Raw genomic sequence first — 14739 nt, 5'->3', positions numbered from 1 at the left:
AGGTCAAAGACCTGTTGACTTCAAGTCAGACCTTCCTTACGCTCGAAACACAGAGCCGCTTGCGGCTGTCCCGCAGCGCTGCGGTCCCTGCACCGTCCGGGCGTCAGGGCGCAGCCGGTTTTTGGAAGGGAAGATCGACAATGTCATCTGCGCTCACCGAACCAGGCACAGCCACGGAGACGCGGTCGGGGGTTCGCCGCCCGCCTGCGCGTCTGCATCACAACAACTTCTACACCGAAGACCTGGAGACGACCAGGCACTTCTACGAGGACATCGCCGGCCTGCCCCTGAAGGTGTTCTGGATCGAGCCGGTGCCCGAGGGCCAGGGTACGGAGCAGATCGGCCACGCCTTCTTCGGTCTGGCCGACGGCGGGTTCATGGCGTTCATGCAGTACACCGAGTCGTCTGTCCAGGCCACGATGGTGAGCGGCGAGCAGCCGACGAGCGTCCACATCGCGCTCAAGGTCGACGACGAGCAGCAGCAGGAAATCCGCAAGCAGGTCGAGGCGGAGGGGTACGAGCACTTCTTCATCGACCATGGGATCCTGCGGTCGCTGTACGTCTTCGACCCGAACCGTCTCCTGGTGGAGTTCGCCGTCGATCCGGACGGCCACAAGGAGATGTACCAGATGGAGGCCGAGCGCGCCCACGAGATGATGCGCAGGTTCCTCGCCGGCGACCGCACTCCCACGTTGCCCGAGAAGCTCTGACCCACGCGGCGCGTATGCAGGGGAAGTCCATCGACTCCCCCGCGCGCGACCGAGCAGGCCGCTTGGCGCGGTACCGATCCGGTACCGCGCCAAGCGGCCTGCTCGGTCGCGTCCCGCGCAGAGCGAGGTGGTGTCCGGACCTCCGGTCCGGACACCACCTCGCTCTGCGCCTGGAGGAAACTCCGCCACCTCAGCTCTTCGCTGCGGCGTGGCGTCGTCCCGCCTGCTTCGGCATCTTGGACAAGGCTCCGCCCGCACTCGCCCGGGTCAGCGCGCCGACGATCTCCTCAACCTTGTTCTTGGCGTCGCCGAAGAGCATCTGGGTGTTGTCGCGGAAGAACAACGGGTTCTGGACTCCGGCGTACCCGGTGGCCATCGATCGCTTGAACACGATCACGTCCCCGGCCTCCCAGACCCGCAGGACGGGCATGCCCGCGATCGGGGAACCGGGGTCTTCCGCGGCGGCCGGGTTGACCGTGTCGTTGGCGCCGATGACCAGTACGACGTCGGTGGTGGCCAGGTCGTCGTTGATCTCGTCCATCTCCAGGACGATGTCGTAGGGCACCTTCGCCTCGGCGAGCAGCACGTTCATGTGGCCCGGCAGGCGGCCGGCGACCGGGTGGACGCCGAAGCGTACTTCGGTTCCGTTGGCCTGCAGCGCCCGGACGAGTTCGGCGACCGGGTACTGGGCCTGGGCGACCGCCATGCCGTAGCCCGGGGTGATCACCACGGAGCGGGCCTCGGCCAGCAGCTCGGCCGCGGCCTCGACCTGGACCTCGCGGTGCTCGCCGTAATCCGTGTCGTCACCGGACGGCGCCTCGATGCCGAAGCCGCCCGCGATGACAGAGATGAAGGAGCGGTTCATCGCCTTGCACATGATGTAGCTCAGGTACGCACCGGAGGAGCCGACCAGCGCACCGGTGACGATCAGCAGGTTGTTGTTGAGCAGGAATCCCGACGCGGCGGCGGCCCAGCCGGAGTAGGAGTTCAGCATCGAGACGACGACCGGCATGTCGCCGCCGCCGATCGAGGCGACCAGATGCCAGCCGAAGGCGAGCGCGAGCACGGTGACCGCGATCATCAGGCCCCAACTCGGGCTGTTGATGAACCAGGCGGTCAGGCCGATGAACGCGGCCAGCGCACCCAGGTTGAGGATGTTCTTGCCCGGCAGCATCAGCGGCGCGGACTTGATCTTGGCCGACAGCTTGAGGTAGGCCACGATCGAGCCCGCGAAAGTGACCGCGCCGACAAAGATACCGACGACGACCTCGACGTGGTGGATGTTCAGCAGGGCGCCGTGGTAACCGCCCGCATGGTCGACCTCGACCTCCACGTAGGAGGCCCAGCCGACGAGGACGGCCGCGAGGCCGACGAAGCTGTGCAGCAGTGCGATCAGTTCGGGCATCCCGGTCATCTGCACGATCCGGGCGCGCCACAGGCCGACCACGGCGCCTATGACCATCGCGACGACCAGGATGACGACCGCGGTGCCGCGATTGTTGGAGTCGGACAGCGACAAGCCGATGGTCGCGGCCAGCGCGACAATCATACCGATGAGGCCGTAGGCCCAGCCCAGGCGGGCGGTCTTGTGTCTGGACAGGCCGGCCAGGCTGAAGATGAACAGCAGCGCGCCGACGATGTAGGCAGCGTTGGCGCTGTCAGTGGCGGTCATGTCAAGCTCCCTTGCTGAACATCGACAACATACGGCGGGTGACGGCGAAGCCGCCGAAGATGTTGATCGAGGCGAGCAGGATCGCCACCCCGGCCAGAATCTCGATCACGGTGTTGTCCAGGCCGACCTGGATCAGGGCGCCCGCCACGATGACGCCCGAGATTGCGTTGGTCATGGACATCAGCGGAGTGTGCAGGGCGTGCGCCACCTTGCCGATCACGTAGTAGCCGATCACTACCGACAGCGACAGAACGCTGAAGTGATCCGGGATCGGGGCCGGAGCGTAGGCGTTGACGAAGTAGAAGGCCACCAGGCCGGCCACAACCAGGCTGGTCTTCCTGGCCGCCGACATGGGCTCGCGTTCCGCCCTGGCCTCCGTCGGGGGTGCCGCGGCCTGCGCGGCGGGGGCCGCACTCACCTTGACCGGTGGCGGCGGCCACAGCACCTCGCCGGCGTTGGTGACGGTCAGGCCCCGCTGTACCACGTCCTCCAGGTCCAGGACGACCTTGCCATCCTTATTGGGGGTGAGGAGCTTGAGCAGGTTGACCAGGTTGGTGCCGTACAGCTGGCTGGCCTGGGCGGGCAGCCGGCCCGCCAGGTCCGTATAGCCGATGATGGTGACGCCGTTGGCAGTGGTGACGACCTCGCCGGCGACCGAGCCGTCGACATTGCCGCCGTTCGACGCCGCCATGTCCACGATGACCGAACCCGGCTTCATGGCCGCCACGTCGGCTGCGGTGAGCAGCCGGGGCGCGGGGCGGCCCGGGATCAGCGCCGTGGTGATGATGATGTCGACGTCGGCGGCCTGGTCGGAGTAGAGCCTGGCCGCTGCCGCGTCGTAGGCCTCCGAGGTGGCCTTGGCGTATCCGTCGGTCGACTGCTCGGTCTGGGCCTCGACGGGAAGGTAGGTTCCGCCGAGCGAGGCAACCTGGTCAGCGACTTCCGGCCGCGGGTCGGTCGCGCGCACGACCGCGCCCAGAGACGAGGCCGCGCCGATCGCGGCCAGGCCCGCCACGCCGGCGCCGGCCACCAGCACCTTCGCCGGGGGCACCTTCCCGGCCGCGGTCACCTGGCCGGTGAAGAACCGCCCGAACCGGTGTGCCGCCTCGATCACCGCGCGGTAGCCCGCGATGTTCGCCATCGAGGAGAGCACGTCCAGCGACTGGGCGCGGGAGATCCGTGGCACCGCGTCCATCGCCAGCGCCGTTATGTCCCTCTTGGCGAGCGCCTCCAGCAGTTCGGGGCTCTGCGCGGGCGCCATCAGCCCCGCGATGTACGTGCCCGGGCGCAGCCACGCGGTCTCGCCGACCGTGGGGCCGTTCACCCGGAGCACTACGTCGGCACCCCATGCCTCCACCACCGTCCCGATGTTCGCCCCGGCCTCGACGTACGCCTGGTCGGCGAAGCCGGACAGCGATCCCGCGCCGGATTCCACCACTACGTCATGGCCCAGGCCGGTCAGCTGCCGCACCGTCACCGGCGTCGCAGCCACACGGGTCTCCCCGGGCCGGGTCTCACTTGTCACTCCGATCAACATGCGCGGTCCCTTACCGATCTCATGTCTGTTCCAGAATTCGATGTGCGGGCCTACCCCGGCGCGGCGGGGTAGGCCCGCACTCACGGGCCGACTACACGACCTTGGGCCTCAGTCCGGCAAGCGAGGTTCCGCCGTGGAGACGGTCTGCTCCTCGCGCACCGGTCTGCTGACGCTCTTCGTCAGACTGCTGAGCTGCCGCCGTCGGCGACGAGTTCGAGGGCGTTGACGTAGGCGGAGTCGTTGGACGCGAGGAAGAGCGCGACGGACGCGATCTCCTCGGGGCGGCCCATCCTCCCCCGGGGAATGAGGGATTCGAACTGCTCCTTCGTCTCGGGGGTGAGGACCTTCTCCAGGATCGGCGTGGCGACCTGGCCCGGAGTGAGCACGTTGACCCGGATGTCGCGGTCCTTCAGCTCCGAGGCCCACACACGCGCGTAGGCCTGCTGCACGGCCTTGCTCGCGGCGTACACACTCCACTCCGGGTAGCCCTTGAGCGACGCGTTCGACCCCGTCATGAAGATCGAACCCCCGTCGTTGAACAGGGGCAGCGCCTTCTGCACCGTGAACAGAGTGCCGCGCGCGTTCAGCCAGAACGCGTCGTGGAAGTGCTGCTCGGTGATCTCACTGAGCTTGCGCTGCTCACCGATCCCGGCACTGGCCCACAGCACGTCGATCGAGCCCTTCTCCCGCTTGACCGTCTCGTACAACCGGTCCAGATCGGCCAGGTCACCCGAATCGGCCCGCACCCCCGTCACGTTCCGGCCGATCAGCTTGACCGCCTCGTCCAGCGCGTCCTGCTTCCGGCCCGTGATGAAGACATACGCACCCTCCTCCACGAACAACTTCGCACCCGCCAGCGCCATACCACTGGAACCGCCAGTGATCACCGCAACCTTGCCATCAAGCTTTCCCATGATTACTCCATGTGAATGGATCGATATTCCGAGTTGAGAGGTATTCGGCACAGCCGTGTCCACCGGGCCGCGCACCTCAACCAAGCGATCGACACCCCCCGTGACGCCGGCACCAGTCCGAGGACGGCGACAGCGCCCACTCCGGGAAGGCGTTATGTAAACCGATCTGCATACTTAGCGTATCGGACGGCCAACCGGGGCGCAAGTTATGTACACCACTCGGTACCCATCGGAGTCGCACCGTCCGGGGCGGCGGCTGGACCGGGAGCCAATAAGGCTCCCGTACAAGGGAGTTGAGGCGTCGAACGCCTCTCTCATCGGTACGGGAGCCTTGTCCGTCGCGGGCAGCGGCACGCGGGAACCGGCCGGTCGCGCCGGTGCTACCGAGCGCTCTTGGTGTCGTCCACGTGGGGCACGGCCTTCGCCGCTACTCCCCGTCCGTACGCAGTTCCCAGGGCTGCATGCCCAGGACATGCGCCAGGACCCGCTGCAGCTCGACGCCCGCCGGCAGCGGACGCCAGAAGATGGTCACTTCGGCGATCTTGCCGTCCGCGTCGAGCAGGACTTGGTAGATCCCGTCGATCGCGGCGTCTTCGACTTGCAGCCGGAAACGCGCAGCGTGGTGGGTCGGGCCGCTGAGGACCTCCTTGTAACTGTCGTCGACGGCCATTCGGTTGACCATCTGCGTGACTTCCACGACGGCCTCGCGGCCAGTGAACGGCTCGTCACCGAGCGGGCTGTACAGCACCACCTCTTCGGCGAACAGACCCGTGAGGGTGTCTCTGTCCGCGCCGCCGTGGATGCAGTCGACGAAGGACTCCATGGTGTCGCGGTGTGAGGCGAGTGTGGTCATGATGATTCCTCGTTGTGCGTGGGACTGGAGCGGTGCGCCTGGGCGTCAGCCCGCGGGGAAGTAGTGACCGTTGTCCAGGTCGGCGAGCAGGTTGGGCTGAGTCGGTTCCCAGCCGAGGGTCCGGCGCGTGACGAGGTTGGTCGCCGGGAAGTTGTGCGGGACCAGGTTGGCAAGGAATCCGAAGAATCCCGGGAGCATCAGTACGTCGGCGGGAATGCTCACGGCGGGCAGGCCCAGGCGGCTGCCAATGGCCTCGGCGAGCTTGCGGAAGGGGACGGTTCCGTCCTCGACGGCGTGCCAGTACTTGCCGGCCGGGCCCTTCTCCAGTGCCAGGCGGAACACGGCGGCGGCGTCGCGGATGTGCACGGCGCCCCACAGGTTCTCTCCGTCGCCGGGGTATCCGACGACGCCCTTGTCCTTCGAGAGCGCGATCAGCAGCGGGAGGAAGCCCTCACGATCGGTCGTGCTGTGTGCGATGTTGGGAAGGCGCACGACCGAAGACCGCACTCCCTGTCCGGCGAGGCCGATGACGGTGGTCTCCACGATGTTGCGAAACCGCAGAGTGCCCTTGTGCTCGTCTCCGCTCGGAAGAGCCGGGTCTTCCTCGGTGGCGGGCCGACCCAGGTTGTAGCCGGGCGAGGCCATGGTCCCGGCCCAGACCAGCGGCTTCCCGGATCCCTTCAGTGCCTCGCCGTACGCGAGTACGGACGAGAGCTCCGAGGCGGCCAGGGCGTCGAGCCCGCCGGCGATCAGCACATCACGCCTGTACGCGACGTGGATGACGCCGTCGGAGTCCGCGGCCGCCGCCTTCAGCCCGTCGAGATCCTCGAGATCGCCGCGACGCACCTTCGCGCCGAGCCCGGACACCGCAGCCGCGGCAGTGTCCGACCGGGCCAGGCCGGTGACCTCGTGCCCTGCGGCGACAAGATCTTGGATGACGTACGAGCCGGTATGACCGGTCCCGCCAACGACCAGAACGCGCATTTCACTGTCCTTGTAAGGGTAGGTAGAGGGGCTTTTCTTCGCGCACCGAAAAGCGAATGGAACGGTGTGACGCGGGAAGTGGTGGTGCGGATGCGCTCAGCTGAGAATGGTGATGCCGAGGGAGAAATCGGCGTGCTTGAGGTGGGTCATGACGCCCAGCTCCAGCAGGCCGACGTTCTCCAGTGCCCGCGCCATGTGGAGCTCACCCGTGTCCAACGGGCGCAACCCCAGGCTCTCGACGAAAGCCGAGACATCCGCCTTCGCCTGCGCGTCGTCGCCGGCGATGAAAACGTCCAATGAGCGAGCCCCGGCCGGGTCGGCTGCCAGAACGTGCGAGAACACGGTGTTGAACGCCTTGACGACATGCGCGCCGGCGGGGGCCGCCTTGGCGATCTCCTGCGCGCCGGAACTGTCGTCGGGGGTGACAAAGCCCTTGAAATCGGGGGTGACGGGGTTGGTGACGTCAATGATGACCTTGCCGCGCAGCGCGTCCCCGTACTCACGGACCACTGCCGCGGCACTGGCGTACGGCACCGCAAGGATGACGATGTCCCCGGTCGGGGCGGCGCCGGCCGTCCCGGCGGTGGCGCCGCCGAGCGCTGCGGCCACGTCCTTGGTCCGACCCGGGTCGCGCCCGATGATCTCGACGGCGTTGCCGCCGGCGAGGGCCCGGCCGGCCAGGGCGCGGGCCACGTTCCCCAGGCCGACAATGCTGATGCTGCTCATGGATCTCCTGCTTTCTGGAGGCGGACGGGACGCCATGCCCACCCCGGCGTTGTCGACTGTCGGGTCGTCGACGTCACCGAATTGCGTGATGTACGGCGCTGAATTCCCGATGTGCTCATTCTGAGTCTGGTTCTGGGCCTTGGCCTTGGCCTACCATCAAGTCCCGATTTCGAATTCTTGTGCCGAATTCGCTCCAGCCCATCAGTTACCTACTAACGGTGCCATTGACCAGAACCGGGTGTCCAATACCTCTTTCAGCGACGGTGATACCCTGGAGGCATCACCAGGCAGGAGGCGCCATGGATCTGGACCTGCGCAAACTGCGTTACTTCGTCACCGTGGCCGACCAGTTGCACTTCGGCCGTGCCGCCGATGAATTGCACATCGCGCAGCCGGCGCTCAGTCGGCAGATCCGCGCGCTGGAGCAGGATCTCGGTACTCCGCTGCTGACAAGGGATCGCCACGGCGTGGCGCTGACCGACGCCGGCAGGCAGTTGCTGACCGACGCCGGCCCACTGCTGGCCTCAGTGCAGGCAATCCGACGTCGGGTGTCCATGGCCGCGCGCGGCGGCCAACGGATCATGGTCGGCTTCCGGGCCGGCATCTCGGTCACCCCGGCGGTACAGCTCTTCAACGCCCGGCACCCGGACGTGGTCGTGGACATGCAACGGATCGAAGGGGACGACCAGGCCTCGATGCTGCTCGACGGCCGGATCGACATCGGTTATGTGCGGCTGCCCATCGACGAGACGGGCCTGCGCGTCACTCCGCTGTACACCGAACCGCGGGTCGCGGTGCTGCCCGTCGGCCACCGGCTGGCCGGCAAGGACGCGGTCACCCAGGCCGACCTGACCGACGAGCCGCTGGTCTGGCATGCCGACCCGAGCACACAGCCCACCAGGCGTCCGCACCCCAACGCCGGGTACCTGGTGCGCGGGGTGGACGAGACACTCGAGCATGTCGCGGCCGGTCGGGGCATCTCGTTCCTGGCCCGTTCGGCGACCGTGTTCTACTCACATCCGGACATCGCCTATGTGCCCGTCCCCGATCTGACGCCCGACCAGGTGTCCCTCGCCGTGCCGGCGTCGCGCACCTCGCCCGTGGTCGACGACTTCCTCTCCGCGGCTCGGGAGACGGCCGAGATCACGGCAGAATGCGGGAACTACGAAATGTGGCTGCTCGGCGGCGGGGCCGTTTCCAAGGAGTAGGGGTGGCTCAAAAGGCGAGCCTCTCACTCATCATGGACACCATCCTCAATGAGTCGGCGCAGCGACGGAAGCAGAGCTTCGAGGTCTTGGGTGGTCCTGAACGCGACGACAGTCGTTCCGGCGCCGGGTCCGGGCGCTGGTCCCGGCGCTGGTGCCGGCGCCGGTGCCGGGAAGAGGGCCAGAACCTCGCGCATGGCCTCCCCCACCTCGCGCACGGGTCCGGAGGACTCGCCGCGGAGCCATCTGCGTAGCACGTGATTGTGGGCAGCAACCACCGCTGCGGCCATGAGCTCGGCCCGCAACGAGGCCGCTTCCGTCGGGTCGCCCATCCAGTCCGCGATGAACTCCCGAAACAGCCGCTGGTAGCGGGCCACGCTAGCGATCTCCCGGTCGCGAAGTGCTGCCACTTTGCTTGTCAGCGCGTACCGCCGCATCGCGAGATCTCCCTCGTCGATGTAGTGCAGCAGGACCAGGCGCACCGCATCCGAGACCGCGGCCAAGGCCGTGCTGTGGCTGGAGCCGGCCAGCCGGTCTCGGATCAGCTCCAGGAGACGGTCATGGTCAGGAAAGATCACATCCTCTTTGGAGCGGTAGTTTCGGAAGAACGTCGTACGCCCCAGTCCCGCCCGTTCAGCGATGTGCTCGACGGTTGTCTGCTCATACCCGCGCTCGTCGAAAAGGGCGAAGGCGGCGTCAGCCAGGCGGATCCGTGCAGGTGGCTTGCTCATGGCCATGCATCCTTCCCAATCTCACTGTGCAGACGCCACTTGCCTCCCCGGTTGGCACTGCGTACCTTTTTTGTGACATCGAGTACCACTTGAGAGGCGTCGTGGCATGGTTGGTTCGACGCGGACCTGGAGCAATCGGTGAACGACATCGACATCCGCACGACCGCGGGCAAGCTCGCGGATCTCAGGCGCCGTATCGAGGAAGCGACGCACGCCGGTTCCGCACGCGCCGTCGAGAAGCAGCACGCCAAGGGCAAGCTGACGGCTCGTGAACGCATCGACCTCCTCCTCGACGAGGGCTCGTTCGTCGAGCTGGACGAGTTCGCCCGGCACCGCTCCACCAACTTCGGCCTGGACGCCAACCGCCCCTACGGCGACGGCGTCGTCACCGGCTACGGCACCGTCGACGGCCGCCCCGTCGCCGTCTTCTCCCAGGACTTCACCGTCTTCGGCGGCGCGCTGGGCGAGGTCTACGGCCAGAAGATCGTCAAGGTGATGGACTTCGCGCTGAAGACCGGCTGCCCGGTCATCGGCATCAACGACTCCGGCGGCGCCCGCATCCAGGAGGGCGTCGCCTCCCTGGGCGCCTACGGCGAGATCTTCCGCCGCAACACCCACGCCTCCGGCGTCATCCCGCAGATCAGCCTGGTCGTCGGCCCCTGCGCGGGCGGCGCGGTCTACTCCCCCGCGATCACCGACTTCACCGTGATGGTCGACCAGACCAGCCACATGTTCATCACCGGCCCCGACGTCATCAAGACCGTCACCGGCGAGGACGTCGGCTTCGAGGAACTGGGCGGCGCCCGCACCCACAACTCCACCTCCGGCGTCGCCCACCACATGGCCGGCGACGAGAAGGACGCCGTCGAGTACGTCAAACAGCTCCTGTCGTACCTGCCCTCCAACAACCTCTCCGAGCCCCCCGCCTTCCCCGAGGAGGCCGACCTCGCGGTCACGGACGAGGACGCCGAACTGGACACGACCGTCCCCGACTCGGCGAACCAGCCCTACGACATGCACACCGTCATCGAACACGTCCTGGACGACGCCGAGTTCCTCGAGACCCAGCCCCTGTTCGCACCCAACATCCTCACCGGCTTCGGCCGCGTCGAGGGCCGCCCGGTCGGCATCGTCGCCAACCAGCCCATGCAGTTCGCCGGCTGCCTGGACATCACCGCCTCCGAGAAGGCGGCCCGGTTCGTGCGCACCTGCGACGCCTTCAACGTCCCCGTCCTCACCTTCGTCGACGTCCCCGGCTTCCTGCCCGGCGTCGACCAGGAACACGACGGCATCATCCGCCGCGGCGCCAAACTGATCTTCGCCTACGCCGAGGCCACCGTCCCCCTCATCACCGTCATCACCCGCAAGGCCTTCGGCGGCGCCTACGACGTCATGGGCTCCAAGCACCTGGGCGCCGACCTCAACCTGGCCTGGCCCACCGCCCAGATCGCCGTCATGGGCGCCCAGGGCGCGGTCAACATCCTGCACCGCCGCACCATCGCCGCCGCCGGCGACACCGCCGAGGCCACCCGCGCCCGCCTGATCCAGGAGTACGAGGACGCCCTCCTCAACCCCTACACCGCCGCCGAACGCGGCTACGTCGACGCCGTGATCATGCCCTCCGACACCCGCCGCCACATCGTCCGCGGCCTGCGCCAGCTCCGCACCAAGCGCGAGAACCTCCCCCCGAAGAAGCACGGCAACATCCCCCTGTAAGGAGCCGCTGTGACCATCAAGGTCCTCCGGGGCAACCCCACCCCCGAAGAACTCGCCGCCGCCCTCACGGTGGTCAGAGCCCGCACGGCGGTCCTTGCGGCCGTCCCCGACAGCACTCCCGTAACGATGAACGCCTGGTCTCACCCGGGACGCATCGCGCAAGGCCGGGGTCTCCGACCAGACTCCGGTGCGTGGACCCGGACGTATTGGCGGAGCTGATCGCTCCCGTCCATGGGTGCGAGGTTGCCTCCACCCCAACCCACCTGAAAGGCAGTCAGAAGCGTGCTTTCGAAGGTGCTCATCGCCAATCGTGGCGAAATCGCTGTCCGTGTGGCCCGGGCCTGCCGGGACGCCGGGATCGCGAGCGTGGCCGTCTACGCGGATCCGGACCGGGACGCGTTGCATGTCCGTGCCGCTGATGAGGCGTTCGCCCTGGGTGGTGACACCCCGCGACCAGCTATCTGGACATCGCCAAGGTCCTCAACGCCGCCCGCGAGTCGGGCGCGGACGCCATCCACCCCGGCTACGGATTCCTCTCCGAGAACGCCGAGTTCGCGCAGGCGGTCGGGGACGCCGGTCTGATCTGGATCGGCCCGCCCCCGCACGCCATCCGGGACCTGGGCGACAAGGTCGCCGCCCGCCACATCGCCCAGCGGGCCGGCGCCCCCCTGGTCGCCGGCACCCCCGACCCCGTCTCCGGCGCGGACGAGGTCGTCGCCTTCGCCAGGGAACACGGCCTGCCCATCGCGATCAAGGCCGCCTTCGGCGGCGGCGGCCGCGGCCTCAAAGTCGCCCGCACCCTCGAAGAAGTCCCCGAACTCTACGACTCCGCCGTCCGCGAGGCCGTGGCCGCCTTCGGCCGCGGCGAATGCTTCGTCGAGCGCTACCTCGACCAGCCCCGCCACGTGGAGACCCAGTGCCTGGCCGACACCCACGGCAACGTGGTCGTCGTCTCCACCCGCGACTGCTCCCTCCAGCGCCGCCACCAAAAACTCGTCGAGGAGGCCCCCGCGCCCTTCCTCTCCGACACCCAGGTGGAGGAGCTGTACGCGTCCTCCAAGGCCATCCTCAAGGAAGCCGGCTACGTCGGCGCCGGCACCGTCGAATTCCTCGTCGGAGCAGACGGCACCATCTCCTTCCTGGAGGTCAACACCCGCCTCCAGGTCGAACACCCCGTCACCGAGGAAGTCGCCGGCATCGACCTGGTCCGCGAGATGTTCCGCATCGCCGACGGCGAAGAACTCGGCTACGACGACCCCGCCCTGCGCGGCCACTCCTTCGAGTTCCGCATCAACGGCGAGGACCCCGGCCGCGGCTTCCTGCCCGCCCCCGGCACCGTCACCCGCTTCGACGCACCCACCGGCCCCGGCGTCCGCCTCGACGCCGGCGTCGAATCCGGCAGCGTCATCGGCCCCGCCTGGGACTCCCTCCTCGCCAAACTGATCGTCACCGGCCGCACCCGCGCCGAGGCACTCCAGCGCGCCGCCCGCGCCCTGGACGAGTTCACCGTCGAGGGCATGGCCACCGCCCTCCCCTTCCACCGCACCGTCGTCCGCGACCCCGCCTTCGCCCCCGAACTCACCGGCTCCACCGACCCCTTCACCGTCCACACCCGCTGGATCGAGACCGGCTTCGTCAACGAGATCACACCCTTCACCGCCCCCGCGGACACCGACGCGGACGAGGAGAGCGGCCGCGAGACGGTCGTCGTCGAGGTCGGCGGCAAACGCCTGGAAGTCTCCCTGCCCTCCAGCCTGGGCATGTCCCTGGCCCGCACCGGCCTGGCCGCCGGCGCCCGCCCCAAACGCCGCGCGGCCAAGAAGTCCGGCCCCGCCGCCTCCGGCGACACCCTCGCCTCCCCCATGCAGGGCACCATCGTCAAGATCGCCGTCGAGGAGGGCCAGGAAGTCCAGGAAGGCGACCTCATCGTCGTCCTCGAAGCCATGAAGATGGAACAGCCCCTCAACGCCCACAAAACCGGCACCGTCAAGGGCCTCACCGCCGAAGTCGGCGCCTCCCTCACCTCCGGCGCCGCCATCTGCGAAATCAAGGACTGACGACACCTCAGTAGCTCCCGCGATCGTTCATGTGGTTGGCCCGCCGCCGTGGCCGCTTGGTACCCCACCGTCGCGCAGACCGGGTCAAGGCCTTCTCGGTAGCTTCCCGCTGACCGACTTTGGGCGGCTCCCGGAGCTGTGACGCCCGTTGTGAGACGTCCGCGGCGGAGAAGGTGACGGCGTCGGCCTCACCGGCGCGACCGGCTCGCCGCATCCGCGACTGTCATCCAGGGCACGGTGTTCACGACGCGTCGACCGCGGTCGGCCGTTCCCGTGGGGCGGCCGACCTGGCGGCCTGCTCGATCCTCGCGCGGTAGGCGGCACGGGCTTCCTCGTCGGTCCGCTGCTCGTGTTCGGCGCGCAGCCCGGTCCGGCCGTCGAGGCCCTCGCGCAGGATGTCGGCGTGCCCGGTGTGCCGGATGGACTCGCCGAGGACGTGGACCAGGACGGCGAACAGGTTCGTGTGGGAATGAGACTCCGGCCACCACGGCACGTGGCCGGGGGCATCGAGGGGAAGCGCGTTGATCGTCGCGTCCGAGTGTTCCCACGTGCGCCGGTAGAACCGGATGATCTGTTCGCGGGTCTCGTCCGCGGACGCCCACTGATCGCTGCCGTCGGAGTCCTGCCACCGGGACAGCGATTCCGGGGACGGGCGGTCGAAGACCTCGCCGAAGTACCTGGCCTCGACGGTCGCCACGTGTTTGACCAGGCCGAGGAGGTTGGTCCCGGTCACCGTCAAGGGTCTGCGGACGTCGTACTCGGACAGGCCGTCGAGTTTCCACAGCAGCGCCTCGCGGTCCCGCCGCAGTCTCCCGTGCAGGTTGTCCTTCGCGAATTCGTCGATCATGCGGCATGAACCTTCCATGGTCTGTTCGTATTCTCAAGATTCCGTACGTGGTCCGCCGACCCGACCGGTGACGGGCCGCGCGGTCGGAGACCGGGCCCGGCTTGCGTCCGGCACCCTCCGCCCGTCAGCGGGGGCCGCCCCTCGTCACGCGCAGGGACGGGATGCCGAGCCCAACTGCTCTCCGCGCGTTATTGCGCAGGAGAACAACAGGCATGCTGTTCGGTGCCGTCCTCCGATCCCGTCGAGCAGTGGAGACCGGGGACCGGGAAGGTGTGCGGATGCCAGGTGTGCATCCAGCCGGCGGTAAGCACGGCCGCACCGCCCGCCAGGGCCATCGCGCCGCCCGTTCCGAGGCCTGCGACCACCGAGCCGAAGCAGACCGGCCCGACGCCCTGCAGCGTCATGCTGCCGGAGCCGAGCAGACCGAAGGCCTGGCCCTGGCCGCCCTGTGGCAGGGCGGCCAGGAAGGGCCGTTGCAGGCCGCCTGCCCTCGCCCACTTCCTCGGCCTGCTGCGCTGCCCGACGTGCCGCGACCGCGTCCACTTCGGCCATGGCGCACTGCGCTGCCCGGCGCGGGCCACACCTTCGATATCGCCCGCCATGGCTATGTCAGCCTCCTGACCGGCACCCGCGCCATCAGCGGAGACGACGCGGCCATGGTTCGGGCGCGCGACCGGTTCCTGCCCACCGGCAGGTACGCGCCCATCCGCCGAGACACGCAGGACAGTGCGACGGCGGCCTGGGAGCCAGTCATCAACTCTGCGTACTCACCGGCCGAGGCATTCAC

General features: G+C 68.3%; 12 protein-coding genes and 3 pseudogenes. 6 read left to right on the top strand and 9 right to left on the bottom strand.

Annotation, left to right across the window (positions count from 1 at the left end):
• The first annotated feature begins 140 nt into the window (after positions 1 to 140).
• Positions 141 to 710 (top strand): VOC family protein, encoded by a 570-nt coding sequence (locus C4J65_RS34815; protein ID WP_115746042.1) that lies wholly within the window; start codon positions 141 to 143, stop codon positions 708 to 710.
• A gap of 190 nt (positions 711 to 900) precedes the next feature.
• On the opposite strand, the gene pntB is transcribed toward C4J65_RS34815, so the two are convergent.
• From pntB to C4J65_RS34785, 6 genes are all read right to left on the bottom strand, one after another.
• The gene (pntB, locus tag C4J65_RS34810) at positions 901 to 2382 is read right to left on the bottom strand and encodes a Re/Si-specific NAD(P)(+) transhydrogenase subunit beta (RefSeq protein ID WP_115746041.1); all 1482 of its coding nucleotides are present in this window, start codon (positions 2380 to 2382) and stop codon (positions 901 to 903) included.
• A gap of 1 nt (position 2383) precedes the next feature.
• A complete protein-coding gene (locus C4J65_RS34805) occupies positions 2384 to 3919 on the bottom strand; it encodes a Re/Si-specific NAD(P)(+) transhydrogenase subunit alpha (protein WP_115746040.1) in 1536 nt (511 codons plus the stop codon).
• A 179-nt stretch (positions 3920 to 4098) separates the two neighbouring features.
• Positions 4099 to 4833 carry an SDR family oxidoreductase gene (locus tag C4J65_RS34800; RefSeq protein ID WP_115746039.1) on the bottom strand — a complete coding sequence of 245 codons (735 nt, stop codon included), beginning with the start codon at positions 4831 to 4833 and terminating at the stop codon, positions 4099 to 4101.
• 427 nt (positions 4834 to 5260) lie between these two features.
• Complete coding sequence (locus C4J65_RS34795) at positions 5261 to 5686, bottom strand: hypothetical protein (protein WP_115746038.1); 426 nt, start codon at positions 5684 to 5686, stop codon at positions 5261 to 5263.
• 45 nt (positions 5687 to 5731) lie between these two features.
• Positions 5732 to 6670, bottom strand: coding sequence for an SDR family oxidoreductase (locus C4J65_RS34790; protein ID WP_115746037.1), 939 nt, complete (start codon positions 6668 to 6670; stop codon positions 5732 to 5734).
• Between the two features lie 96 nt (positions 6671 to 6766).
• A complete protein-coding gene (locus tag C4J65_RS34785) occupies positions 6767 to 7396 on the bottom strand; it encodes an NAD(P)-binding domain-containing protein (protein ID WP_115746036.1) in 630 nt (209 codons plus the stop codon).
• Between the two features lie 299 nt (positions 7397 to 7695).
• On the opposite strand from C4J65_RS34785, the gene C4J65_RS34780 reads away from it, so the two are divergent.
• Positions 7696 to 8604: a LysR family transcriptional regulator gene (locus C4J65_RS34780; protein ID WP_115746035.1), complete on the top strand. Its 909-nt coding sequence runs from the start codon at positions 7696 to 7698 to the stop codon at positions 8602 to 8604.
• A 23-nt stretch (positions 8605 to 8627) separates the two neighbouring features.
• On the opposite strand, the gene C4J65_RS34775 is transcribed toward C4J65_RS34780, so the two are convergent.
• A complete protein-coding gene (locus C4J65_RS34775; protein WP_115746782.1) occupies positions 8628 to 9332 on the bottom strand; it encodes a TetR/AcrR family transcriptional regulator in 705 nt (234 codons plus the stop codon).
• 138 nt (positions 9333 to 9470) lie between these two features.
• On the opposite strand from C4J65_RS34775, the gene C4J65_RS34770 reads away from it, so the two are divergent.
• The 3 genes and pseudogenes from C4J65_RS34770 (at position 9471) to C4J65_RS34760 (ending at position 13105) form a co-directional block, all read left to right on the top strand.
• Entirely contained in the window at positions 9471 to 11048 is a 1578-nt protein-coding gene (locus tag C4J65_RS34770) for an acyl-CoA carboxylase subunit beta (protein ID WP_240330586.1), read from the top strand.
• 9 nt (positions 11049 to 11057) lie between these two features.
• Complete coding sequence (locus C4J65_RS34765) at positions 11058 to 11267, top strand: acyl-CoA carboxylase subunit epsilon (protein ID WP_115746033.1); 210 nt, start codon at positions 11058 to 11060, stop codon at positions 11265 to 11267.
• A 63-nt stretch (positions 11268 to 11330) separates the two neighbouring features.
• Positions 11331 to 13105 (top strand): annotated as a pseudogene (locus tag C4J65_RS34760) (biotin carboxylase N-terminal domain-containing protein).
• 241 nt (positions 13106 to 13346) lie between these two features.
• Here the strand turns inward: C4J65_RS34760 and C4J65_RS34755 are convergent.
• Both C4J65_RS34755 and C4J65_RS34750 read right to left on the bottom strand, forming a co-directional pair.
• A complete protein-coding gene (locus C4J65_RS34755) occupies positions 13347 to 13952 on the bottom strand; it encodes a DinB family protein (RefSeq protein WP_115746032.1) in 606 nt (201 codons plus the stop codon).
• Between the two features lie 188 nt (positions 13953 to 14140).
• A pseudogene (locus C4J65_RS34750) lies at positions 14141 to 14434 on the bottom strand (hypothetical protein); the annotation flags it as partial.
• Positions 14435 to 14459: 25 nt separating this feature from the next.
• On the opposite strand from C4J65_RS34750, the pseudogene C4J65_RS36945 reads away from it, so the two are divergent.
• A pseudogene (locus C4J65_RS36945) lies at positions 14460 to 14662 on the top strand (putative RNA methyltransferase); the annotation flags it as partial.
• Between the last annotated feature and the right edge of the window lie 77 nt (positions 14663 to 14739).

The organism is Streptomyces sp. CB09001, from assembly GCF_003369795.1.
Lineage (GTDB): Bacteria > Actinomycetota > Actinomycetes > Streptomycetales > Streptomycetaceae > Streptomyces.
This window is presented reverse-complemented; position numbering and strand designations above follow the sequence as displayed.